25 protein-coding genes are annotated in these 22,674 nt (G+C 48.4%); 16 read left to right on the forward strand and 9 right to left on the reverse strand.

All coding sequences use genetic code 11. The features are described from left to right. Positions 1-289: 289 nt before the first annotated feature. The 5 genes from AC0L4K_RS11920 to AC0L4K_RS11940 all read left to right on the forward strand — a co-directional run bounded on the left by AC0L4K_RS11920 (position 290) and on the right by AC0L4K_RS11940 (position 4,415). Positions 290-1,078, forward strand: a complete 789-nt coding sequence (locus tag AC0L4K_RS11920; protein ID WP_417223372.1) for a putative hydro-lyase — start codon at positions 290-292, stop codon at positions 1,076-1,078. Between the two features lie 14 nt (positions 1,079-1,092). Further along, a complete protein-coding gene (locus AC0L4K_RS11925; RefSeq protein ID WP_473266302.1) occupies positions 1,093-1,827 on the forward strand; it encodes a 5-oxoprolinase subunit PxpA in 735 nt (244 codons plus the stop codon). A 17-nt stretch (positions 1,828-1,844) separates the two neighbouring features. Then, complete coding sequence (gene pxpB, locus AC0L4K_RS11930) at positions 1,845-2,534, forward strand: 5-oxoprolinase subunit PxpB (protein WP_473266304.1); 690 nt, start codon at positions 1,845-1,847, stop codon at positions 2,532-2,534. After that, positions 2,531-3,469, forward strand: coding sequence for a 5-oxoprolinase subunit C family protein (locus AC0L4K_RS11935; protein ID WP_417222011.1), 939 nt, complete (start codon positions 2,531-2,533; stop codon positions 3,467-3,469). The genes pxpB and AC0L4K_RS11935 overlap by 4 nt, the downstream gene beginning before the upstream one ends. Before the next feature lie 91 nt (positions 3,470-3,560). Beyond that, on the forward strand, positions 3,561-4,415 hold the full coding sequence (locus AC0L4K_RS11940; protein ID WP_417222009.1) for a DUF4392 domain-containing protein: 855 nt from the start codon (positions 3,561-3,563) through the stop codon (positions 4,413-4,415). 338 nt (positions 4,416-4,753) lie between these two features. On the opposite strand, the gene AC0L4K_RS11945 is transcribed toward AC0L4K_RS11940, so the two are convergent. Next, positions 4,754-5,812, reverse strand: coding sequence for a PLP-dependent cysteine synthase family protein (locus AC0L4K_RS11945; RefSeq protein WP_417222006.1), 1,059 nt, complete (start codon positions 5,810-5,812; stop codon positions 4,754-4,756). A 135-nt stretch (positions 5,813-5,947) separates the two neighbouring features. On the opposite strand from AC0L4K_RS11945, the gene AC0L4K_RS11950 reads away from it, so the two are divergent. The 3 genes from AC0L4K_RS11950 to AC0L4K_RS11960 all read left to right on the forward strand — a co-directional run bounded on the left by AC0L4K_RS11950 (position 5,948) and on the right by AC0L4K_RS11960 (position 8,628). Then, positions 5,948-6,409, forward strand: a complete 462-nt coding sequence (locus tag AC0L4K_RS11950) for an Lrp/AsnC family transcriptional regulator (protein WP_417222003.1) — start codon at positions 5,948-5,950, stop codon at positions 6,407-6,409. A 77-nt stretch (positions 6,410-6,486) separates the two neighbouring features. Continuing rightward, positions 6,487-7,371, forward strand: coding sequence for a LysR family transcriptional regulator (locus AC0L4K_RS11955; protein ID WP_417222000.1), 885 nt, complete (start codon positions 6,487-6,489; stop codon positions 7,369-7,371). A gap of 393 nt (positions 7,372-7,764) precedes the next feature. Next, positions 7,765-8,628, forward strand: a complete 864-nt coding sequence (locus AC0L4K_RS11960) for an aminotransferase class IV (protein ID WP_473266308.1) — start codon at positions 7,765-7,767, stop codon at positions 8,626-8,628. Between the two features lie 332 nt (positions 8,629-8,960). On the opposite strand, the gene AC0L4K_RS11965 is transcribed toward AC0L4K_RS11960, so the two are convergent. The 3 genes from AC0L4K_RS11965 to AC0L4K_RS11975 all read right to left on the reverse strand — a co-directional run bounded on the left by AC0L4K_RS11965 (position 8,961) and on the right by AC0L4K_RS11975 (position 10,720). After that, positions 8,961-9,149 carry a GGDEF domain-containing protein gene (locus AC0L4K_RS11965; protein WP_473269220.1) on the reverse strand — a complete coding sequence of 63 codons (189 nt, stop codon included), beginning with the start codon at positions 9,147-9,149 and terminating at the stop codon, positions 8,961-8,963. Between the two features lie 16 nt (positions 9,150-9,165). Beyond that, the gene (locus tag AC0L4K_RS11970) at positions 9,166-9,933 is read right to left on the reverse strand and encodes a GGDEF domain-containing protein (RefSeq protein ID WP_473266310.1); all 768 of its coding nucleotides are present in this window, start codon (positions 9,931-9,933) and stop codon (positions 9,166-9,168) included. A 355-nt stretch (positions 9,934-10,288) separates the two neighbouring features. Next, on the reverse strand, positions 10,289-10,720 hold the full coding sequence (locus AC0L4K_RS11975; protein WP_417221992.1) for a MerR family transcriptional regulator: 432 nt from the start codon (positions 10,718-10,720) through the stop codon (positions 10,289-10,291). An 83-nt stretch (positions 10,721-10,803) separates the two neighbouring features. Here AC0L4K_RS11975 and AC0L4K_RS11980 point away from each other — a divergent pair, with 83 nt between their 5' ends. Further along, entirely contained in the window at positions 10,804-11,433 is a 630-nt protein-coding gene (locus AC0L4K_RS11980; protein WP_473266312.1) for a cation efflux transmembrane domain-containing protein, read from the forward strand. Positions 11,434-11,580: 147 nt separating this feature from the next. Continuing rightward, positions 11,581-12,084 carry a hypothetical protein gene (locus tag AC0L4K_RS11985; protein WP_473266314.1) on the forward strand — a complete coding sequence of 168 codons (504 nt, stop codon included), beginning with the start codon at positions 11,581-11,583 and terminating at the stop codon, positions 12,082-12,084. Positions 12,085-12,216: 132 nt separating this feature from the next. Here the strand turns inward: AC0L4K_RS11985 and AC0L4K_RS11990 are convergent, their stop codons facing one another. The 5 genes from AC0L4K_RS11990 to AC0L4K_RS12010 form a co-directional block, all read right to left on the reverse strand. Then, entirely contained in the window at positions 12,217-13,938 is a 1,722-nt protein-coding gene (locus tag AC0L4K_RS11990) for a sensor domain-containing diguanylate cyclase (protein ID WP_473266315.1), read from the reverse strand. 149 nt (positions 13,939-14,087) lie between these two features. Continuing rightward, positions 14,088-14,636, reverse strand: a complete 549-nt coding sequence (locus AC0L4K_RS11995; protein WP_473266317.1) for an AAA family ATPase — start codon at positions 14,634-14,636, stop codon at positions 14,088-14,090. Then, positions 14,597-15,259 (reverse strand): nicotinamide riboside transporter PnuC, encoded by a 663-nt coding sequence (gene pnuC, locus AC0L4K_RS12000; RefSeq protein ID WP_473266319.1) that lies wholly within the window; start codon positions 15,257-15,259, stop codon positions 14,597-14,599. Before pnuC ends, AC0L4K_RS11995 begins: the two co-directional genes overlap by 40 nt. Before the next feature lie 281 nt (positions 15,260-15,540). Beyond that, positions 15,541-16,593, reverse strand: a complete 1,053-nt coding sequence (locus AC0L4K_RS12005; RefSeq protein ID WP_473266321.1) for an alkene reductase — start codon at positions 16,591-16,593, stop codon at positions 15,541-15,543. Positions 16,594-16,617: 24 nt separating this feature from the next. Further along, a complete protein-coding gene (locus AC0L4K_RS12010) occupies positions 16,618-16,923 on the reverse strand; it encodes an ArsR/SmtB family transcription factor (protein ID WP_473266323.1) in 306 nt (101 codons plus the stop codon). A 538-nt stretch (positions 16,924-17,461) separates the two neighbouring features. Here AC0L4K_RS12010 and AC0L4K_RS12015 point away from each other — a divergent pair. From AC0L4K_RS12015 to AC0L4K_RS12040, 6 genes are all read left to right on the forward strand, one after another. Then, positions 17,462-18,481, forward strand: coding sequence for an ABC transporter substrate-binding protein (locus tag AC0L4K_RS12015; RefSeq protein WP_473266325.1), 1,020 nt, complete (start codon positions 17,462-17,464; stop codon positions 18,479-18,481). Positions 18,482-18,490: 9 nt separating this feature from the next. Further along, on the forward strand, positions 18,491-19,273 hold the full coding sequence (locus AC0L4K_RS12020; RefSeq protein ID WP_473266327.1) for an ABC transporter permease: 783 nt from the start codon (positions 18,491-18,493) through the stop codon (positions 19,271-19,273). Then, positions 19,258-19,989, forward strand: a complete 732-nt coding sequence (locus tag AC0L4K_RS12025) for an ABC transporter ATP-binding protein (RefSeq protein WP_473266328.1) — start codon at positions 19,258-19,260, stop codon at positions 19,987-19,989. The genes AC0L4K_RS12020 and AC0L4K_RS12025 overlap by 16 nt, the downstream gene beginning before the upstream one ends. A gap of 31 nt (positions 19,990-20,020) precedes the next feature. Next, positions 20,021-20,323: a DsrE family protein gene (locus tag AC0L4K_RS12030; RefSeq protein ID WP_473266330.1), complete on the forward strand. Its 303-nt coding sequence runs from the start codon at positions 20,021-20,023 to the stop codon at positions 20,321-20,323. Between the two features lie 243 nt (positions 20,324-20,566). Continuing rightward, a complete protein-coding gene (locus AC0L4K_RS12035) occupies positions 20,567-21,307 on the forward strand; it encodes a P-loop NTPase family protein (protein WP_473266331.1) in 741 nt (246 codons plus the stop codon). 149 nt (positions 21,308-21,456) lie between these two features. Beyond that, the gene (locus tag AC0L4K_RS12040) at positions 21,457-22,671 is read left to right on the forward strand and encodes a DEAD/DEAH box helicase (protein ID WP_473266333.1); all 1,215 of its coding nucleotides are present in this window, start codon (positions 21,457-21,459) and stop codon (positions 22,669-22,671) included. Positions 22,672-22,674: the final 3 nt, after the last annotated feature.

The raw sequence follows: 22,674 nt of genomic DNA on the forward strand, positions 1-22,674 counted from the left end.
GCCAGCGATCCTGGTCAGTCATCCCCTTGCCATTCAGGAATAGCGCAAGCTCTATGCCGTCTTGGCATTATACGGTCTAGCGCACACTCCTCAGGCACTCTCGCCCGCGTCCTGCATCTTTTTATCACCGCAAGGGTTAAGCTATAGCCTTGCAACATAGATATTATCACCTGACACCCTGTGCCGGTGAATGCTCCAACAGCGTTTCCTCCATGAAGCGATAGCACTGAAAGGTAACGACAATTCAAGAATCGCCGCGCTATGCGGCCCGCAGAATAAGGCTTTACTGATGAACAAAGAGATGACACCTTTTGAAATCCGCCAGCAGATTCGTCGTGGTGAGTTTACCGGCAATACCTCGGGTTTCGGCCAGGGGTTTGTACAAGGCAACCTCGCCATTATGCCGCAAGACTGGGCAAACGATTTTCTGCAGTTCTGCCAAAAGAATCCCAAGCCCTGCCCGATTGTTGGCATGTCCAGCCAACCCGGTGAATTTATGCTTGGCGATCTTGGCCAAGATATCGATATCCGTAGCGATGTCCCTAAATACCGCATCTACGAACATGGCGTGCTAACGCAGGAAGTCGCGGATCTTAAATCATTCTGGCGTGATGATCTTGTCACCTTTGTCCTAGGCTGTTCATTCTCTTTCGAAGAAGCCCTGATCGCCGACGGCCTTGAAGTACGTAATATCACTGAAGGGGTTAACGTGCCAATGTACCGCACCAATATTGAATGTAAAAGTGCCGGCCGTTTCAGTGGCACCACGGTGGTCAGCATGCGCCCGATGAAAGCTGCCGATGCCATCCGTGCGGTGCAGATCTGTACCCGTTTCCCATCAGTACACGGTGCCCCCTTACACCTAGGTGATCCAGCGCAAATCGGTATCCACGATATTAACACTCCAGACTTTGGCGATGCGGTCACCATTAAAGAGGGTGAACTGCCGGTGTTTTGGGCCTGTGGTGTGACACCTCAGGTCGCCATTGAGCAAGCCAAACCCGATTTCTGCATCACTCATAGTCCAGGTCACATGCTCATTACGGATTTACCCAACAGCCGTCTGGCCATTTTGTAAGAGGAGTAACAACGATGTCTTTACGTCTCAATTGCGATCTGGGTGAAAGTTTCGGTTCTTGGAAAATGGGCCTCGATGAAGCCGTAATGCCCTTTATTGATCAAGCGAACATCGCCTGCGGTTTTCACGCGGGTGACCCACTGGTGCTGCAAAAAACCTTAGCTCTGGCGAAACAAAACAATGTCACCATCGGCGCTCATCCCGGCTACCCTGATCTCGTCGGCTTTGGTCGTCGTAGCATTAGCGCCAGCGCCGCCGAACTGAAGGCGATGGTGCTCTATCAGATTGCCGCCATCGATGGCATGGCCACCACACAGGGACAAACGCTAACCTACGTTAAACCCCACGGTGCTATGTACAACGACATGATGGCCGATAGCGCGATTCGCGCCACCATCATGCAAGCGGTGTCGGAATATCACCGTCCATTAGTATTAATGCTACAAAGCACGCCCCAAGCAGAACTGCATCAGCAAGAAGCGAATAGCATCGGCCTAGAACTATGGTTTGAAATCTTCGCCGACCGTTGTTATGACGATGATGGCAAGCTACTGTCACGCACCAAACCCGGTGCAGTGCATAACAAAGAAAAGATGCTCGCGCAAGTTAAGCAACTCAAAGAGCTGGGCACCGTCACCACCGTTAGTGGTGAAACTCTAACACTGCGGGCCGATACGCTCTGTGTGCATGGCGATAATATGGATGGCGTCAATGCGATCCAAGAAATTCGCGAATTGATCAGTCAATGATAACCGAGGTGGCCAATATGCGTATTGATGTCGCGGGTGAAAATGCCCTGATTATCTATTTTGGTGAAAAAACCGACCCTCGGGTGTCGGCGCAGGTACAACAGGCCGTGACAATTCTTGAATCTGAATTGAGCGGCAAGCTGATTGACATGGTGCCCTCCTATGCCTCCCTTTTGGTGATTTATGACCAATTGGCAACCGATCACCTGGAAGTGCGCCGCTGCATTCGCCAAGTATTAAGCCAATTAGGTGACAGTGACAACAGTGAGGGCAACCTAGTCGTCCTGCCCGCCTATTACAGCACCGAATCTGGCCCTGACTTGGAAGCGTTGGCTCAACGCGCCGATTTAAGTATTGATGATGTTATTAAGCTACATAGCGAGATGGAATACCGCGTCTACGCTATCGGCTTTGCTCCTGGCTTTGCCTACCTTGGCGAAGTCGACGAGCGCATTGCTGCACCACGCCTATCGACCCCAAGAATGAAGGTTCCCCGAGGCGCTATCGCTATCGCTGACCGCCAAACCGCCGTTTATCCGGCGGTATCCCCCGGTGGCTGGAACCTTATCGGCCTGTGTCCGACGCGTATGTTTGATCCTAAAGCCACCCCCACCATGCCGGTGCAGGTTGGCGACCGTATCAAATTTAACCCTATCAGCCGAGACGAATTTTTTGCCCTCGGTGGCGAATTGGGAGAGATCAAATGAGCGGTTTTAAAGTGATCCAACCAGGGCTGTTAACACTGATTCAGGATGCCGGCCGTTTTGGCCATCACCGGATCGGTTTAACCACCGGCGGCCCGCTCGATTCGCAAGCCTTCAAATGGGCCAACCGACTGGTCGACAACCCACTCAATACCACCGCCCTAGAAATTAGCTTTGGCGGGTTGGTACTGCTAGCGGATACCGATGCACAGATCGTGCTGACCGGCGCCGAAATGCCATTAAAGATTAATGGCGTTGAACAAGATCGCTGGCATGCTCATAAGGTCAAAGCCGGCGACAAAATTGAAGTCGGCTTTTCAGCTCAGGGAGCCCGTGCCTACCTAGCCGTCAGCGGCGGTTTTCAGGTTGAACATAGTTTTTCTAGTAGCGCCACCGTGACCCGTGAAGGCATCGGCGGCTTTACCGGTGAAAAACTACAGCAAGGCGACTTTCTCAATTGCAGCGCATCAACGACGCACCGTGGTTTCCGTTTAGCCGAAACCCACCGGCCTGATTATGCCGATAATATTAGCCTGCGGGTGATTACGGGTTATCAGCAAAATGCCTTCAGCGACTATCAAAAACGGCTGTTCTTTAGCAGCGAGTATAAAGTTACAGATCGCGCCGACCGTATGGGTTATCGCCTAGAAGGCCCGGAAGTAAAACCCACCATTGATGGCATTTTGTCAGAAGGTATTTGTCATGGTGCGATTCAGATTCCAGCCGATGGCCAACCCATTGTGTTGCTGAATGATCGGCAAACCATTGGCGGCTATCCCAAAATAGGCTCCATGATTGCAATGGATACCGCCCGTATGGCACAGCTACTGCCCGGTTCACGGATATCCTTCGATGAAATCACCATCGATGATGCCCACAACCTGCACTGCTTAGCGCATGTACGGTTTAACAATACCGAGCCAGAACCAGTCGACTAAACAGTCTTGTTAACACAGTAACCAAACATCACATGGCCGGCCCTATGTACAACGCCGGCCCTTTGCAAAATTACTAAAGAGCGAACTCTCTATGTCACAGAATCAGATCAACGAAACAGTGCTGAGCAAGCAGGTTGAAGACCTGTTAGTTGCACGTAACCTGCGCGGCATGAAAACAGTTCAGCCCGCCCTATCCACCGGCTATTATCTGCGCGCCGCCCGCACGCTGTATAAGTGCCGAGGCCACGTTCTGATCGGCACCGGTTTTCCCGTTGTCGACACCTTTGAAACCGACGGACCATTGGGTGCTATTGCACTTTACGATGCCCTCGAAAAACTCGGTGCTACCCCCGTTTTAGTCTGCGGCCCACCGGTGTCTCAAGCACTGATGGACAAGTACCGCGTTCATGAGATCCGTGTTGGTGAACACCAAGAGCGCACCCTTGAAGCCTTCCAAGCACTTTACAACTACAACCCCGATGCGGTGCTATCAATTGAACGCCCAGGACAAGCAGCTGACGGCGACTACTACAACATGCGTGGCGAAAGCATTAGCGCACGTACCGCCTGTTTTGACACCTTTGTCAACAATGCGAAATGCCCAACGATTGGTATTGGTGATGGTGGTAACGAAATCGGCATGGGTAACATCACCGAAGCAATCAAAGGTTTAGATATCACCCCTGCCGCCACCTGTGTGGATGAATTGCTGATCGCCGATGTATCCAACTGGGGTGCTTATGGCCTGATCACCTTCTTCAGCCTCTGGAGCGGCCGTGATCTATTGGGTGAAACCGACCCGCTCGCCATTATCGAATATCTATCTAAACTAGGCAGTGTCGATGGGGTTACCCGCATCAATCAGCTCACCGAAGATGGCCTGCCGTTGGAAGAAGGCGACAGCGTGATTGCCGGATTACGTGCTTTGATCGGCTATACCGACTAATATTCAAAGTGCAAAACCACCATTCAAGACTGGCTATTACGCTGTTCTATGGTGGTTTTCTCGCTAATCTAAAAAGGCTGATGTAACTAACATCGGCCTTTTTTATTGAATCATGGAAGCAGCAAAAAAAACGCTTTAAGCCCTCGTTTGTAACAGGAAAAACAAACAGCAGACAGCCTAATAAGTAAGCGTACTAGTAGAGTAGGCCCACCAGAAACCTCGCACCGTCGCTTTATGATAGGCACGGAGGCGCGCGATCCACGCCGCTGTGCTTTGCTGTAGTTCCTTTGCTTTAGCGCAATAACCCAACAAACACTGCAGCTTTTTTTGCCTTATGGCTATGACCGACAACAGCCATCTAACATTGCTGCTAGCTGCTGTTGATAGACAGTAATATCACCGATATTCTGCATCACCCAGTCGCGGTCGTAATAACTATCGAGATAACGTTCACCACTATCGCAGATCAGCGTTACCAAAGAGCCTGTCTCACCGCGCTGATACATTTCCACCGCCAAAGTTAACATCCCCCAAAGATTAGTGCCTGTTGATGCACCGACTCTCCGGCCGGTTAACTGCTCCAGCCACTCCATGGCGGCGACAGACGCGCCATCCGGTACTTTGATCATCCGATCAATGACACTGGGCTGAAAAGATTCTTCCGCTTTAGGCCGTCCGATGCCTTCGATCCGCCCACCCTGATGAATTTCAATAGAGCGATCACCGGTTTGCCACACGTCATAAAACACCGAATTCTCAGGATCGACCGCTAATAGCAGAGTATTAAACCCCTTATAACGGATATACCGGCCCAATGTTGCAGTAGTGCCTCCGGTGCCTGCACTCATCACAATCGCACTGGGTACCGGGTGGCTCTCAAGCTTCATCTGCCTAAAGATACTTTCGGCAATATTGCTGTTACCCCGCCAGTCGGTTGCCCGCTCGGCATAACGAAACTGATCCATAAAGTGACCGTTACACTCTTGGGCTAAAGCTGCGGCCGCATCATGCATTTCGGTGGCACATTCAACAAAGTGACAACGTCCGCCATAAAATTCGACCTGTTTAATTTTAGCTTTAGCGGTTTTACGCGGCATCACAGCAACAAAAGGCACACCAATCATCCGCGCAAAATAGGCTTCTGATACTGCAGTACTACCAGATGATGCTTCGATGACGGTAGTATCCTGGCGGATCTGACCATTACATAAAGCATATAAAAACAGTGAACGAGCCAAGCGATGCTTTAGACTTCCCGTCGGATGACTACTCTCATCTTTTAGGTAGAGATCAACCCCCGCCAAGATCGGCAGCTCAAGTTTAATCAAATGAGTATCCGCTGAGCGCTGTGCATCCGCTTTAATCAGCGCCACCGCCTCTTGTATCCAAGCACTCATGACCCACTCCTTATACGTTATTTAGGTCTACAGTATAGAGCTGTCGATAGAGATATTTTTTGCCTTTTACTGGAAAAAAAGCCCAATATATAGAATAATTTTTCTTATTATTAACAAACTGGGGGATTATTTTTTATGGACAGTATCGACAAGAAAATTCTCACCATACTGCAACAGGATATAACCCTGTCGGTTGCCGACATTGCCGAACAGGTTAACCTATCGACAACCCCCTGCTGGAAACGCATTAAACGGCTAGAAGACAGTGGCGTGATCAAAGCCCGTGTCGCCCTGCTCGATAGCGCCAAAGTGGGTGCCGGTGTTTCGGTGTTTGTACATATCAAAACACAGCAACATGAAGAACAATGGCTGACAAACTTTGCTGCATCAATATTACGTTTTGATGAGGTGATGGAATGTTACCGGATGGCAGGGGAATGGGATTATCTTATTCGGGTAGCTACCCAAGATATTCACTCGTTTGACCGTTTCTATAAAAAGCTAATTAGTGAGGTGCCAGGCTTAACCGATGTCACATCCAGTTTTGCCATGGAGGAGATTAAGTTCTCTACCCGACTGCCACTGACAAACTGTTAAAACTTCATCTGTGCACCGCTTCCAAGCATTGATCTGCTTGTATATAGTGGCACTACTATCTGCTGAGCCTTATATCCATGCGACTGAGAAACCTAAACACTTTTGTTAATGTTGCCCGTCTGGGTAGTTTTCATGCCGCCGCTCAACAACTACATGCCACACAACCGGCGATATCGGCCAGAATCCACGCACTGGAAGAAGAACTCGGCGCGCAATTATTTATCCGCGATAAAAGCGGCACACGCATCTCCTCACGTGGCCTACAACTATTACCCTACGCGGAAAAACTGCTGGCCATCAGTCAGGAGATGAAACAGCAGATCACCGATCAAAACCCACAAAAGGGCACCCTCAGAATCGGCATTACCGATACTCTGGCGCACCTCTATCTGTCACCACTACTACAACAATGGCAGCAACAACATCCACTCATGTCGTTTGAATTGATCAGTGATGTCACGCCAACCCTCACCCGCCAGTTACGGGATAATCAGTTGGATCTCGCCTTTATGGTGGCAGGGGATAATGATCAGTCTGGACTGGTGACAGAGCCGCTCTGCAGTTTTCCTCAGTATTGGTGCACGACGCCGCTGCGCTTAGCACAGAACCCCGTGAACAGTGTCGAAGAACTGTGCCAATCCCCTATTCTGAGTTTTCCTCGAGATACTCGCCCCTGGGATTACCTACAACAGTTGTTTCGACCGCTTGAAGAAACACCGATATTTCATACCTGCAGCTCGGTAGCCAACTTACTCACCCTCACCCTCGAAGGTGCGGGGATGGCACTGTTGCCTGAAGCGGTGATTCGCCCCCATCTCGAACAGGGACGATTGATCCAGTTTAATCCCGGCCCCACACCACCCGAACTGGCTTTTTGCGCCTGCTGGCGTTTGGACGATGATCGGATTTTACCGCAGCTATTAGTTAAAAGTGGCCGAGATATCATCGTCAAAACCGCCTAAGCGCTGCTATGAAGTTTAGTCATAACCTTATAATGGATAGGCGTTATAACTGCATCATCTTTTTTTTCAACAGATCTTCCTAAATAAGCCGAAGATACAGATTATTTTTCTTATCTTTTTCCAGCTATTGCAACTATTCCACTTTTCTTAGAAACTGGACGCAACCCAAAAAGTCATATTGCAGTAAACCTATAGCTTCCCGCCACAAGCACGGCTCGGTTTGCTGCACGATCACGAGACCCGGAAGCTGTCCTCCGATCGATTCCCGATCAAATGTTACTCAGCGACTCAGTGTCAAATAATTCCGGACATTGCTAGTAAGGCGATACAGCCCTGTCTATTTTCTCAGGCTGCCGATCCCGCATTGTCCCTAACAGTTTAAGGAAGGTTAATATGAGCATTGCTTACCTGAATGGCGAATACTTACCACTAGAAGAAGCCCGCATCTCTCCACTCGACCGTGGTTTCTTATTTGGTGATGGTATCTATGAAGTAATTCCATACTACAACGGTAAATCTGTAGGCCTGATGCCTCATATCAACCGTATGATCAACGGCTTATCCATCATCGAGATCAAAAACAGCCACACTGCTGACGAGTGGAAAACGCTGCTTGATGATCTGATTGCCAAAAACAGCGACCTCGGCGAAAACTTAGGCGTTTACGTACACGTTTCCCGTGGTACTGACACCAAGCGTAACCACGCTTACCCAGAAAATGTTGAACCAACCATCTTCTGTTTTGCCTTCGGTATCAAGTCACCTGAACCTGCTGACCGCGCTAAAGTACACCAGTACAGCTTGATCAGCACTGAAGACCTGCGCTGGCAGCGTTGCCACATCAAGTCTACCGCACTGCTAGGTAACGTTATTCACTATCAGGAAGGCCACTCAAGCGGCAATGACGAAGCACTGCTTTACAATGCCAAAGGCGAGCTGACTGAAGGTAGTTCTTGTAACGCTTTCATCGTTAAAGATGGCGTGATTATCACCCCAATTCAAGACAACCAGATCCTGCCGGGTATTACCCGTCGCATCATCATCGACAGCATCAAAGCTGACGGTTCTCTGAAACTGGAAGAACGCACCGTTACAATGGATGAAGTCCGTAATGCTGACGAAGTTTGGGTAACAAGCTCATCTAAAGAGATCGCTCCGGTGACTAAACTTGACGGCAAGCCTGTCGGCAATGGTGAAGTTGGCGAGATCTGGGAAAAAGCCTTCAACATCTACACAGCGGCAAAGTTCGACTACTAAGCCCTACGTTTTGTAAGCGCTTAACGCATCTCAGCATTGATGAGACGCAGCCAAAAGGCCTGATAACGATAAGCCGTTATCGGGCCTTTTTGTTGCTTGCTAGCACCGACCTGCATAAAGCAGGCCTCATATCATCAACCCGCCAGCCACCAACCTGAGTTTTTATATTCAGAATACGATCTCCTCTCGCATAACCATCGGGATAGCAAATGATAAGCACAACCCCCGAGGGATTGGCTTAGCGAAGCTAATCAGGATAGATGAGAAAGCGTTGCAACAAGATAGAAACGTCTTTGAGGTATAAAATGGAGAATGTAAGCAAACCAAATTAGCTAATCATTATTGAACACGGCACAGTCTCGACCGTTTGCCTTAGCAAGGTATAGTGCTTCATCTGCGCGTTGCAACCAAGTATCTGCGGTGGTGCCCGGCACCCAAGAAGCAACACCAAATGACACTGTTATTTCATCACCATCGGGGGTTTTTAACGTGTTTTTAATGGCGGCTTTAAGGTTGTGAATAAACGCCTGTTGTTGCTCACCCCCCCGAAATCAATAACACAAACTCCTCGCCACCAAAGCGATAGAGCCGATCATATTGTCGAATATGCGAGGTGATAATGGCGACAAAATCTTGCAGTACTTGGTCGCCAACAGCATGACCATACTTATCATTTACTGCTTTGAAGTAATCTAAATCAAGAATGGCCAATAGCTGCTCTATACCGTTGCGCTCGGCGTTGGCTAGAGCAGCATTCATATCGCTATTCATCGCTCGGCGATTTAAAGCCCCCGTTAACGGATCAACCGTATTGAGCTTTTCAAGCAAATCAAACTGTTTTGCACTATGGCTGGCATACACAAAAGTGCTTATCGAAAGCATCAAGATAGTCACCACATAGGAAAGCACCGAGACCGTATCAAAAATATCCGCTAAGAACAGCAGCGAAGTACCGACCACAACATTGATAAATAAGGCTTCTAGTGGCTTGATCAGAACAAAGGTGCTGGCTAAAACCGGATAGATCCACAAAAAACTATCGACACCGTTCGCGACAACCACCACGACAACCCCGATATTGATAAATATGGCGATGATAGCGCTGACCAACCGGACCTTCTTGCAGAAATAGCCATAAGCGACTAACGATGTGATACCTAAAATCAACAGCACATCAATAATCGCACCGGACACATCGCCTCGAAGATAACGCATGACCACAAAGGGGAAGATACCCATTGAAGCAACAGAACTGAGTAACAACAATAACGACTGTTGATATTTTTCCTGTAGCTGATTGATCATAAAACTCTCGCAGTCAAAAAAACATTATGCCTATCAGGCGGTCACATTAACAAGCAGGTAAATATGTTTTGCTTGTCCGACTGAAACGGATCAGTCTGTTTGACCTAACATGCGATCTACATAGAGAGACACCCTCGTGTTACCAGGATAATCTCATCAAGTCACTGCAAGTTGCTTTACCGCCAATGACGCCATTGCGCAAAGCGAACCAAGACCTAAGCTGACACTATAACGCTTATTTCTCCTGCAGAATAACCCTTGAGCTATTTTTTTTACTTGCCCCCCATAAGGCTAGCGAACTCAATGCAAGCAAAAAGCGCTGCTGATTAAACCCTCAAGATAACAGTAACCTAGGTCATTTCTGATGTGCCTCCGATAAACACAAGCGATGATCAGAGAGGGCTTCGATGATACGGCAATCTGATACCTGCCCTCCTGCACACGCGCCGATCATTCGCTTCAGTTCTGTGCGCATATCCTCTAGCCGAGCAATTTTTGATTCGACTTCACTTAGGTGCGCGTGGGCGATCTTATCCACCTCAGCGCAACAATGGCTCGGATCATCATTTAACGCCAATATTGTTCGAATCTGCTCCAGTGAAAACCCCAGTTCACGGCTATGACGGATAAAATTCAGGCGATCACGATGTGCCTGCAAATAGATACGCTGATTACCCGCCGTGCGACCCGGCTTCAGTAATAAGCCGATCTCTTCGTAATAGCGGATAGTCTGCACCTTACAATTGCCAACCTTAGCCATTTCACCAATCGAAAACTGCTGTGCCATTTTCAAAGTTCCTCTTGAACCTACAGCGACTGTAGGTTGTAGACTATGTTTTTTAGCCTAATAAATAAATGGGAGTATCAATCATGGCGGGGTGTAATAGCTGTGCTAGTGACAATACAACGGATGCTGAACGCAATAATCCACTGTTCCGGCGTATCTTATGGATCGCGCTCTTAAGTAACGCTGCGATGTTTTTTGTCGAGATCGCAGGCAGTATTGCCAGCGGCTCAATATCATTACAAGCCGATGCTCTGGACTTCTTCGGCGACACTGTGAACTACGGGATTACCTTATTCGTCATCGCAATGGCACTGCATGTCCGCGCAAAAGCGGCCCTGTTTAAGAGCGCTACGATGGCTATTTTCGGCCTTTGGGTCATTGGCAGCGCTATCTACCGCGCCTATACCGGCAGCGTCCCCGACCCTATTGTGATGGGCACCATCGGCCTGTCGGCACTGGCCGTTAACGTTGTGGTTGCCTTACTGCTGTTTCGCTACCGCAGCGGCGACAGCAATATGCGCTCGATTTGGTTATGTAGCCGCAATGATGCATTCGGTAATATCGCCGTCATGCTCGCCGCAGGCGGCGTCATTGCAACCGACACCGGCTGGCCCGATCTTGCCGTTGCAGCCCTCATCGCAGCGCTGAGCCTAAGCGCGGCCCTAGAAGTAATGAAACATGCGCTAACGGAATTACGCACTGAGTCACAATAGCGACAATAATCTAACCACCATCGACACAACTTAATCACGGCTCAGGTTATTATCACTATACTGGGAGAGCTATATAACAAACCCTGCCTATACTGACGTCATGCGTTGCCGATATGCAGAACAAAACCCACCACAATAGGAGCCGTTATGAACCACTCCAAATTACTTTTGCCATTAGCCGTAATCTCAATGATGAGTGCTAACGTATTCGCTCTAGAGGCTAATTTTGCAGATACGGCTTGGGACGGCAAGCAAATACCTGCTGGCCAACAATGCCAAAAATTTGCAGGACAAAACCCATCCACACCAGCACTGATTGTCAGTGACATTCCAGCGGGCACTAACGCAATCGTACTGGCATACAGCGACCGTGATTCTGCAAAGATGAATAACGGCGGACATGGCATCATGCAATTCACGCTCAATTCATCGGCACATCAAGTAACCATACCTTCGGTTACTGGGCATAGTTTTGACCTCCCTGCTGAATTCAAAATGATTGAAGCACACCGCAGCCCTGGTTGGGATAAAGCCGGTGCTTATATGCCGCCATGCTCTGGCGGTAAAGGTCATGCCTACTATGTGACGGTCAAAACGCTTACCGATGATAAAGTCAGTGCCTCGACGCTGTTGGAGATGGGCAAATATTAAGATGGTCAAGCAGGTTAGCCGAAGCACTTTCAGCGACCCTGCTATTTAATAGATGGGCAATGTTCACCCAGCACCCTTTCAGCTACCCGATAGTATATAAGCTAATGCAGCGAACTCGCCTTTTAACTAGGCTTAAACCCGGTATAACTGCGACTGGTTTCTGCCGCTATTTTTCGCTTGATACAGTGCTTTATCAGCCCGGTTGATGGTGTCTTGCAGATCCGGTGCTGTAGCGTCCACTTCGGCAATACCGACACTGATGGTAAAGCTGACCGACTGTTCGCGATCCATTTTCAAAGTCATGGTCTCGATTGTCTGGCGAATCCGTTCAGACAACGAGAAACCCTCTTGACCAAAAGTATCTGGCATCATAATCACGAACTCTTCACCGCCATAACGCGCCAGTAGATCTTCGTGACGACACTGAGATCGAATGACATCGGCAACCTGTTTAATGGATTTATCACCTAGTGCATGCCCATAGGTATCATTAATGACTTTAAAGTGATCGATATCGATAATCGCAATAGAGACTGGTTGTTGTGCTTGTGCCGCTAGCTCTAATAACTGGTTCGCAGCAAGACTAAAATGACGACGGTTAAACAACTGTGTTAAGGGGTCTGTTGAAGCTAATAGCTGAAGGTCAGCCTGGTTCGCTTTTAAACTTTCTAGGGAGCGAATACGGTAGGCGATGATCAGTGCCAACACCAATGCTTCAAGCACGATGCCAATACCGACGCCATGACTGTTAACATAATTAAAAGCGATTTTTCCCTTATAAAATAAAACCGCTAACACGCTAAAAGCAATAAATAAGCCATGCCCCAACAAAAAGAAAAAGGCGATAGGATGCTTACGTATCAACATAGACAAGGTCACACAGAGTGTAACGAGCATCATGATCGCGGCCAATGTACTGGAATACTTTAGTGCGGTAACAATATCAAATAAGCCATAGATAAACTCACCGGTTAACAGTGTCAGAATGGACAGCAGCGCCCAATGTTCAACGGGATATTTTTTCTTGGTTTCAAAAATATTGATCATAAACAGCAAGATAAAAATCGGCATAGACACTAACGATAGATGCCACTTCAGCGTAATACTGCCATAAACATCGAACAGATCCGCCAACAAGCCATAGGAGAGGGCTATCCAAAAGCCACCCGAAACCAGATAACAGGCGTAGAAAAAGTGCTCTCTTAACCGCGAAGAGAAGAACAGCAAAAAGTTATAGATAATCAGCGCCAATATCATCCCGACCAAGAGCGCGATATCGGTGTACTGACCAAGCAGTGCCCGTTTAGATTGATTTTCATCGTAAAGATTCAGCACGAACCATTGATGAGAAAACGCTTGGCTTTTGACAAACAGCGTCTTATGTTGCGACGCCTGCAGCTCAATATCAAACACCGCGCTACCACGATACATCCATTGCAACGTCGTTTTATCGTCCATATCCAGCACGCGGGAGCGGGTTAGCTGGCCATCGACCACCTCATACAGCTCAACCTTACTGTTGTGATAAGCATACGGATGGTGAAGATAAACCTTAATCGGCGAAGCGTTAGCATTCTCTAGTTCGATCTTTACCCAGGTAGCCTTCGAGGTGGTGCCCAACGATAATCCATTGGCCGAGGGTACAAAGGTTTGCGGTTGCACATCCGCAAACGTCATCGCTTCTGTTTTATCAACAAAATAGCCCATCCTGAACGTCTCGAGCTTTATCGTATCGCTGCCAATAACCTGAGTTGGGATCTGAGTTTGAGTCGTGGCGAATGACGCACCAGAAAAGAGGAAAATACACAAAATCAACAGGAATGAAAAAACGGCACGGGGGCGGGTGCAGATCATTAATTGCCTTCTATTAACGCGGTCACAAGTGAGTACTTCCAGAGCATATTCTTCATCCTAACCGATTCGTGGCCGAAAGAGTACAACACAAGGATTTCAATACTCAGCAAACTATTTTTATAGGGCTAACGGAATGCCGAATACTCTGCCTAACCTAAAAGCAGCCGTTCTGACGCCGCCAATGCATTGGTCAAACGCTGCTCTCCCACCCCTTCAACAATTTCATAACGCCGATTTAATCGCTGTATTTCACGCAAATGGCGCTGATAAAGCATCTCCCGATCATTGGGGTTATGCCGCAATGGATCGGGCTGCCAAGGAATATCAGGCTTACAGAGCAAATAGCGGTGGGATGACTCTTCCGCCATTGCATCACTGATCATCGCCGGACAGTGGCCAAATACCACCTCAGCCCAGATTTTATAATTGATCAGATCCGTATCAAAAATGCCTAACGGGGAATCCCCTACCTCGGCTTGCTGATAGTGCCGATGGAGCTGACTCAGGTGTACCAGTTGATCAAGGTCATAATCAGGTCCATTCTGCTCTAAGTAAACACGAGCATATTCCGCGGCAAAAGGAAGGTTTAACCGCTGACTCAGCTGCTCGGTTAAGGTACTTTTGCCGCAAGACTCCGCTCCAGTGATCACGATCCGCATCAAGGATTCACCGCTGACGATTGCGGGCTCGATTGACATGATCGATGCCACTGAATCCAGCCGTAGATGCCAAGCACGAGGAAAATACCATACTGAATTGAATAAATAGGCGAACCTTTTAGCCAATAGATATAGATACCCAGCATATTAACGATGGTCCAGATAACCCAGTTTTCCATCCGCTTACGCGCTTGTAAAAACTGAGCAAAAAAGCTTAACACGGTGGTAGTCGCATCCAACCATAATAACGATGGCTGAGGAATCCAGCTGACCTGCTCTGCCAAGACCAAAATCCCTTGCCCCCATACGACAATGCAGATGATGGCGGCTACCAGCAAGGCTAATTGCCGCTGCCCGGTTAGCCATCTGGGTATAAAAGGTGCTGTCTGAACTGCGCCACCGATAACCCAAGCCCGCCAGCAATACAGTTGAATCGGTATATAGGAGAGATAGAGAATACCATCGGACACCAATTGCCATTCGGTAATTGCCAGCCAAGCCGAAATAGATGCCCAAAGGATGCCCAGCGGCCACCCCAGCATATGCTGCCGGGCAATCAAAATCACAGCCACGATAGCACTGCTTGTCGCCAGTATTTCCAGTGGAGTACTGCCAAATAACTGCAACCACTCAATCGTGGCTAAAAGATTAGTTTCCATCATAACTCTATCTAGCTCTACTGCTTACTCAACTTAACGATTCTGCTTGACCGTTCTTCTTAACAGCCATGACTCAATGACGCAGCCATAAACCACTCCACCGCTAGACGCATCCTTTATCACCAACCTGACACTCCGCGCCTAGGGACAAAACCCGCAAAGGCGGCGTAACTTAGGCATGAGCGCTAACAACAAAAAAAGCCTGCATAATACAGGCTTCTGTTGTCATTCGTAACGCCCAATCACTCGTTATTCACGCAGCAGTGGGCGATTCATTAACGGTATTAAGTCAGCGTTGGGTAATCGGTGTACCCCTCAGCCCCTTGAGCATAAAACAGGTTCGAACGGGGTGGATTGAGCTCTGCATCGAGTTCTAACCGTTTCGGCAGATCTGGGTTGGCAATAAAAGGTACACCAAAGGCAATCGCGTCGGCTTTACCATCGGCTAACCACTGATTAGCCAGCGCTTTAGTGAACTTCTCATTGGCGATTACCGGGCCACCAAAGTGCTCTTTTAACAACGGCGTTAGACTGTCATCGGCGGCATGTTCTCGCGTTGAAATAAAGGCAATTCCTCGCTTACCTAGTTCTGTAGCCACATAGCTAAAGGTCGCTTTCGGGTTTGAATCCCCCATATCATGGGCATCCGTTCGCGGTGCTAAGTGCATCGCCACGCGATCTTTACCCCAAACCTCGATACAGGCATCGGTGACCTCCAGTATTAAGCGGGCACGGTTTTCTAATGAACCGCCATACTGGTCATCACGCTGGTTAGTACTGTCTTGCAAAAATTCGTCCAGCAGATAACCGTTAGCCCCATGGATATGCACACCATCAAAACCAGCCGCTTTAGCATTCACCGCGCCCTGACGGAAATCGCCGATAACCGCTTCAATCTCTGCCAATGTCATCGCCCGGGGCTCAACATAATCTTTCACCGGCCGCACGAGGCTAACATGGCCCGCAGGTTTAACGGCACTCGGGGCAACCGGCAACTCACCATTAAGATACAGCGGATCGGAGATACGCCCCACATGCCACAACTGCAGGAAGATACGCCCACCAGCCTGATGAACCGCATCGGTGACGAGCTGCCAACCCGCTACCTGCTCAGCGGACCAGATGCCCGGAGTATCGGGGTAACCCACCCCCATCGGCGTTACTGACGTCGCTTCCGACAAAATCAAACCAGCACTACTGCGTTGCCGGTAATATTCAGCCATCAACGCGTTTGGCACTCGACCTTCATCGGCGCGGCAACGGGTTAATGGTGACATAACAATACGGTTTTTAAGGGTCAAATCACCCAAGGTAATCGGATCAAAAAGAGTAGGCATTCACGTTTCCTATCGGTACGTTTATTAAAGCTGTTCGTTTAGACGCGTAATAAACTGCTGAATCACAGCCTCATTACGCATAAAGAAATTCCACTGCCCCAGTTTTTTGCTACTGATAAATCCGGCCCGCTGTAACGTTGCCAAATGCGCCGACACCGTTGACTGGGATAAACCGGCTTGTCGATCAATCATCCCGGCACACACACCAAAACTCAGTGGGTGTTCCTGATCAGCAAAAAACAGTTCAGGTTGTTTTAGCCAGTGTAAGATATCTCGGCGCACGGGATGTGACAGTGCTTTGATCATCTCATCGAGTTCAGCAGCGCTCATAGCCTTCCTCTTGGTATACTCGGACTGTCATTTTTACAATTCTGCTTCATCACATAAAATCAATTTAACGCTGAATACTGGTTTTCGGTTCTGCATGACAAATTCATCACCTTGCACTATCGAGCGCCATGGACATAAATGAATCAAAATACCAATATCGTAAAAACACGATATAACGAAATATATATCGTTACAGATCGATATACAAGCCTAATTAAGGTTGCGCTTCGACCTGACTCGCATGTAAACCACTATCGCCTTTTAGATCATGGCCGGCAGGTGATTTATGAAGGGTTTAATAAACGCTTTCTGAAAATGAAAAATACTCTGTTCCAACAAAGCGCTCCAACAGAGCCTTAGATTCGTTCAAAAACACGACCTGCCCCTTTTACTTTTATGTTTCTTGTAAAAGGTCTATCTATTGCTCCCCGATAAAATAGCTTATTTGTTTAGCTCAAAACGATCTTAAAATAAGCTTTGATATTCTTTTAGTTTATATATAATTCATAGCCAAATTTTAATTCTCTGGAGTGCTCTAATGTCCCGATTCGTGGCCCTGATGACCTTGTTCTTGTGTGGCTGGAGTAGTTTAGTGACTGCGGCCGACAAAAACCTTGAAATTGGCTATATGCCCATTATCCCTATTTCCCAAGCTTTTATTGTTTTGGAAGGCGACACCTTGAAAAACGCCGGCGTGAGCGATCCTAAGTTGTTCCAATTTCAAAATGGCCCCGCTATTGTGCAAGCGCTGCTAGCCGGTCAATTAGATGTTGCCTACCTTGGTATTGGACCTGCCATGGTTGCGCGTGCCAAAGGGGCAGACATTAAAGTGGTTGCCTCTAACATTGTTGAACAAATCAGCATGGTCGCCCTAGGCGAACTGTCTCCTTACTTTGAGAATAGTGATGCAAAAACAGCGTTTGCCCGCTTTCAAGCGGATAAAGGCCGTAAAGCCGTTATCTCCACCTTCCCTAGAGGTTCAGTACCAGAAACAGTATTGCAGTATTGGTTGCAGAACCAGTTAGGTATGAGCCGTGATGAGATTAAGCAAAACATCGACATCATTTACCAAGGCGCAGCTCAGGTACAGCAAGCACTCATGACCGAAGCGGTCGATGGCGCAGCTATTTTAGAGCCAGTTGTTAGTATTATTCGTGATAAAAAATCCGATGCAAAAGTCGTAGCCTCAGGCTCGGGTATGTTCCCTCATCAACCAGGCGCGGTATTAGCCGTGCGTGAATCGTTGATCAATGAGCATCCTGAATTGGTGAAAGCGCTCGTGAAAGCACATATCGCCGCCACCCATGAACTGCGTGATGCACCAGAAAAGGCGGTCAAAGCGGTTGGCAAATACGTCGGTGGTGGTCGTTTACCTAGCAAGATTGTTTTGAATGCGTTGCAGAATTCACACGATCAGTTCCAAGCAGATCCGAACGCCATCATAGATGGCACCCGTACCATGCGTGATTTTCAAGCCAGTCAAGGCACGCTTAAAGCAAGCGTTGACCTAAACGCACTGTTTGATGTTCGTTTTTATAACGAACTCATTAGGGAGTAATTCCACCTCATGGAATCACACACTCACCCTTTGACACGCTCACAATGGGGGCGTGCTTTACTGGGAATAATAGGTGTAGCAGCCTTTGTACTGTTATGGAAATACGCGCAAGCGGCAGGCTGGGCAGCGGCTGGCACCATTCCAGACCCCTTTAAACTGCCACAAGCACTGGTTGATGAATGGACATCCGAGCGTTTAATGCCAGCCGTCCTCTCAAGTTTAGTGCATTACGCGTGGGGCTTGGCGATTGGTACGTTTCTTGGTTTCTTAGTGGGTACATTAGCGGCGTCTTCATCACTGTTAGACGCATTACATGCTTTGCTCGCACGGATTCTACGTCCCATTCCGCCATTGGCGTGGGTGGTCTTTGCCATCGCTTGGTTTAAAGTAAGCCATGCGGGGGCCGCCTTCGTGATTGCCATAGGTGTATTCTGGGTAAACTACTTTGCAACCTATTCTGCGGTACGCAATGTGGATTCTCGTTTTTATGAACTGGCCCGTGCTTTTGGTCAAAATGGCCATTTACGTCAAACCTTTCAAGTAACCCTGCCGGGTGCTGCCACCGGTATTTTTTCAGGCATTCGTACCGGTATCGGACAAGCGTGGATGACCTTAATCGCCGCCGAATTGTTGGGCGTTCCGGGTATGGGACAAGAGATGAATTCAGCCGCCGGCGTAGGCGCTTACGAAGTGGTTGTGGTTTACATGCTGATTATCTCTCTGGTGTATACCTTGAGCGATACCCTATTTGGTTTCATTGAAAAGCGAGTGTTAACATGGCGCCCATCCTAAAGATCGAAGATCTGAGTTATCACTACGGCAACAATCCTGACCCCGTGTTTGCTCATTTGAATCTTCAAATAGAAGACGGCGAGTTTATAGCGGTCGTTGGTGGCTCGGGTGTGGGTAAATCAACCCTGTTACGTTGTGTCGCTGGCCTCACTTCAGCCAGTCATGGCACTATTTCACTGAACGTGGAAGAAGACGAAACCCGCCGCTCTCGTAGCGTTGTGTTTCAAGATGGTCGCCTTATGCCTTGGCGTCGATTGCGCAGCAATATAGCTTATGGGCTGACAGGGCTCAAACTGACCGCCGAAGAAAAACGCAACCGAGTCGACGACGTACTTAAACTAACTCGCCTTGACCCGTTGGCTGAGCGTTGGCCACACCAGTTGTCGGGTGGCCAAGTACAACGGGGCGGTATTGCCCGAGCGTTGGCGGTCAAACCTCACTTATTGTTGATGGATGAGCCTTTTAGTGCCGTGGATGCAATCACGCGACAACACTTGCAAGATCAATTACTGGCGATCTGGGAACAGACGCGCAAAGCGGTGATGTTTATCACCCACGATATAGAAGAAGCGGTGTATTTAGCCGATCGAGTCATTGTACTATCGGGTTCACCGGCGAACGTCGTGTTAGATAAACCCATTGATCTGCCCCGTCCAAGAGATCGCGGCACAGACAGATTGCAAAAAATGGCTCAAGAGATCGCAAACGCGCTTTAATTTTTAGACGAATGCTTAGAAGGACAGCCCCATGCCCGTTACTCAATTGTTGATCCATGCACCCACAGTGGATGCATTAAAGCGCGCGCAAAATAACGCGCGCAATTTGCTTAAATTAGAACCGGATGCCCAGATAGAAATCGTCGTTAATGGCCCCGCGATGGCAGTGGCGGTCACCTTGACAGACTCAGATATTCTGAATCGATTGGTGATGTGTCGTAATAGCTTACAAGCGCAATCCCTAACCGCTCAAGCAGACGTTAAGCTGGTGGACGCCGCTGTGCAGTACCTTGCTCATCAACAAGCCGCTGGTTGGTCTTATATTCGCGCTTAAGGTTTGCCTGTCAGCGAATCAATATCCTAGCCTATAAAATGAGGCAGAATCCTTTAATCTAAACATTCAAAGCATTCTCTTCGCTTGGCTTAATTGACCTGCTAACTCGCCCCGCTTTAGTGCGTTTAGAGGGATTTACCTCATCAGATCAATGATTAACACAATAGGCTTGAAATACCTTATTCATTAGCGCATTTTATACTTCAATATTTACACTAAACGATTATTACGGGTATTAAATTCATGAGTACGATTCATTTTGTCGGTGGTGAAAAAGGTGGCGTGGGTAAATCGGTATTATCCCGTCTGCTATCACAGTATTTTCTGGATAAATCACAGCCCTATGTCGGCTTGGATGCCGATCAGTCACACCCGACACTGAGCCGCTATTACCTCGATTACACCCGGCAAATTAATCTTGATCAGTTTGAAAGCATCGATCAGATTATGGAGCTGGCATTAGAGGACGACTGTAATGTGCTGATTGACCTTCCCGCGCAAAGCGAACGCTTTTTGGATCGCTGGATTGAAGAAAACGGTGTTATCGATATGTGCCAAGAGATGAATGTTCGCTTGGTTTACTGGTATGCCGTGGATAGCGGACCAGATTCGGTCAACCTACTGGATAATTTCCTCAATAAATACAGCCATCAACTCGATGTTATTGTGGCGAAGAACCAAGGGCGAGGCACTGATTTTTCAAATATTGAAGCATTAAGTCAGCTGCAACAGTCGTATCTCAGCCCGACTAACAGCACTGATTTTGACAACGGCGTTCAGAGCCAACCGATCCAACAGTTTTATATCCCGGCCCTGCATACACCGACCATGCAAAAGATTGAAAAGCTGGGGCTGAGTTTTTGGGCGGCCGCCAATTTAAAAGACAATGAACAACCACACCTTGGACTGATGGAAAGACAACGCAGCCGTGTGTGGGTGAATAAAATCCAACAAACCCTCGATAACTTAATCAGCCAAGGGTAATAACTCGTTAACCAATCATATGGCTAATGTGCCGGGCTTGATATTCACTCAAGTCCGGTAAATTAAAGCCACGTTGCTCAATGTTTTAACTCCGCAAAAAGCCCACTTATCTGCTAAACTCGCGCCTATTCCAACGTTAAGGCTAGGTTATGAGTTTCGCATCATTTGGGTTACACCCATCACTGTTAAAAGCGGTTGAAGAGCTGGGCTATCAGCAGCCGACGCCGATTCAACAAGCCGCCATTCCCGCTATTTTAAATCAACAGGATGTTATGGCGGGTGCCCAAACCGGGACCGGCAAAACCGCCGCCTTCGCGCTGCCGATTCTGCATGCCCTCGCCGATGTCACCAGCGCTGCCTCTACGGTTAAAGCGCTGATATTGACGCCCACCCGGGAACTCGCCCAGCAAGTTGGCCAAAGTTTTAAAGACTACGGCCAATATCTACCACTGCATACCGTTATCGCCTACGGGGGCGTTAGTATTAACCCTCAGCTCAGTGCGATAGAACAGGGCGTGGATATTCTCGTGGCGACACCGGGCCGATTGATTGACCTACTCTCTCGCCAAGCAATTGATTTAAGCGCGCTGACCTATTTCGTTTTAGATGAAGCCGATCGTATGCTTGACATGGGCTTTATCGATGATATCAAACGCATTCTGCGGACTATGCAGAAAGAGCGGCAAACCCTGCTGTTTTCAGCCACCTTTGATGATGCGATCTTTAAACTCAGCCAACAACTGCTCAATAACCCTGAACTTATCGAGGTGGATCAGCGTAATGCCGCCGCCAGCCAAGTCGAACAGATCGCCTATGAAGTAGACAAACACCGTAAGCGTGAGATCACCTCCTATCTGATTGGCTCTAAGAACTGGCAACAGGTGTTGGTGTTTACCCGCACTAAACAGGGTGCCGACGATCTCGCCAAAGAGATGTGTAAAGATGGCTTAAAAACCGCGGCGATACATGGCGACAAATCCCAAGGTGCCCGTGAACGAGCACTGGAAGGATTTAAAGAGGGTTCGATTCGTGTCTTGGTTGCCACCGATGTCGCGTCCCGTGGTTTAGATATTCCACAACTCAAGTATGTGATCAACTATGAACTGCCCCACAATGCGGAAGATTATATCCACCGTATTGGCCGCACTGGCCGGGCGGGCGAAACCGGCACCGCGATAACACTGTTAAGCGCCGATGAAAAATGGCTGCTTGATGAGGTACATAAAATTCTCGATACCCATCTGATGCAGCAATGGTTACCGGGTTATGAGCCGAGCCTAGAGCTGGATTTTTCCCACACCCCTAAAAAGGGCCGTGGTCGAGGTAATTCGGCGAAACCCAGAGGTCGTTCACGTAGACGATAGGAG

It is taken from the genome of Amphritea sp. GJ51-11, from assembly GCF_055808735.1.

Excerpts from the sequence above, each read along its gene's own strand:
- AC0L4K_RS11920 (WP_417223372.1), top strand. The coding sequence starts at position 290 with ATGAACAAAGAGATGACACCTTTTGAAATCCGCCAGCAGATTCGTCGT.
- AC0L4K_RS11925 (WP_473266302.1), top strand. The coding sequence starts at position 1,093 with ATGTCTTTACGTCTCAATTGCGATCTGGGTGAAAGTTTCGGTTCTTGG.
- pxpB (WP_473266304.1), top strand. The coding sequence starts at position 1,845 with ATGCGTATTGATGTCGCGGGTGAAAATGCCCTGATTATCTATTTTGGT.
- AC0L4K_RS11935 (WP_417222011.1), top strand. The coding sequence starts at position 2,531 with ATGAGCGGTTTTAAAGTGATCCAACCAGGGCTGTTAACACTGATTCAG.
- AC0L4K_RS11940 (WP_417222009.1), top strand. The coding sequence starts at position 3,561 with ATGTCACAGAATCAGATCAACGAAACAGTGCTGAGCAAGCAGGTTGAA.
- AC0L4K_RS11945 (WP_417222006.1), bottom strand. The coding sequence starts at position 5,812 with ATGAGTGCTTGGATACAAGAGGCGGTGGCGCTGATTAAAGCGGATGCA.
- AC0L4K_RS11950 (WP_417222003.1), top strand. The coding sequence starts at position 5,948 with ATGGACAGTATCGACAAGAAAATTCTCACCATACTGCAACAGGATATA.
- AC0L4K_RS11955 (WP_417222000.1), top strand. The coding sequence starts at position 6,487 with ATGCGACTGAGAAACCTAAACACTTTTGTTAATGTTGCCCGTCTGGGT.
- AC0L4K_RS11960 (WP_473266308.1), top strand. The coding sequence starts at position 7,765 with ATGAGCATTGCTTACCTGAATGGCGAATACTTACCACTAGAAGAAGCC.
- AC0L4K_RS11970 (WP_473266310.1), bottom strand. The coding sequence starts at position 9,933 with ATGATCAATCAGCTACAGGAAAAATATCAACAGTCGTTATTGTTGTTA.
- AC0L4K_RS11975 (WP_417221992.1), bottom strand. The coding sequence starts at position 10,720 with ATGGCACAGCAGTTTTCGATTGGTGAAATGGCTAAGGTTGGCAATTGT.
- AC0L4K_RS11980 (WP_473266312.1), top strand. The coding sequence starts at position 10,804 with ATGGCGGGGTGTAATAGCTGTGCTAGTGACAATACAACGGATGCTGAA.
- AC0L4K_RS11985 (WP_473266314.1), top strand. The coding sequence starts at position 11,581 with ATGAACCACTCCAAATTACTTTTGCCATTAGCCGTAATCTCAATGATG.
- AC0L4K_RS11990 (WP_473266315.1), bottom strand. The coding sequence starts at position 13,938 with ATGATCTGCACCCGCCCCCGTGCCGTTTTTTCATTCCTGTTGATTTTG.
- AC0L4K_RS11995 (WP_473266317.1), bottom strand. The coding sequence starts at position 14,636 with ATGTCAATCGAGCCCGCAATCGTCAGCGGTGAATCCTTGATGCGGATC.
- pnuC (WP_473266319.1), bottom strand. The coding sequence starts at position 15,259 with ATGATGGAAACTAATCTTTTAGCCACGATTGAGTGGTTGCAGTTATTT.
- AC0L4K_RS12005 (WP_473266321.1), bottom strand. The coding sequence starts at position 16,593 with ATGCCTACTCTTTTTGATCCGATTACCTTGGGTGATTTGACCCTTAAA.
- AC0L4K_RS12010 (WP_473266323.1), bottom strand. The coding sequence starts at position 16,923 with ATGAGCGCTGCTGAACTCGATGAGATGATCAAAGCACTGTCACATCCC.
- AC0L4K_RS12015 (WP_473266325.1), top strand. The coding sequence starts at position 17,462 with ATGTCCCGATTCGTGGCCCTGATGACCTTGTTCTTGTGTGGCTGGAGT.
- AC0L4K_RS12020 (WP_473266327.1), top strand. The coding sequence starts at position 18,491 with ATGGAATCACACACTCACCCTTTGACACGCTCACAATGGGGGCGTGCT.
- AC0L4K_RS12025 (WP_473266328.1), top strand. The coding sequence starts at position 19,258 with ATGGCGCCCATCCTAAAGATCGAAGATCTGAGTTATCACTACGGCAAC.
- AC0L4K_RS12030 (WP_473266330.1), top strand. The coding sequence starts at position 20,021 with ATGCCCGTTACTCAATTGTTGATCCATGCACCCACAGTGGATGCATTA.
- AC0L4K_RS12035 (WP_473266331.1), top strand. The coding sequence starts at position 20,567 with ATGAGTACGATTCATTTTGTCGGTGGTGAAAAAGGTGGCGTGGGTAAA.
- AC0L4K_RS12040 (WP_473266333.1), top strand. The coding sequence starts at position 21,457 with ATGAGTTTCGCATCATTTGGGTTACACCCATCACTGTTAAAAGCGGTT.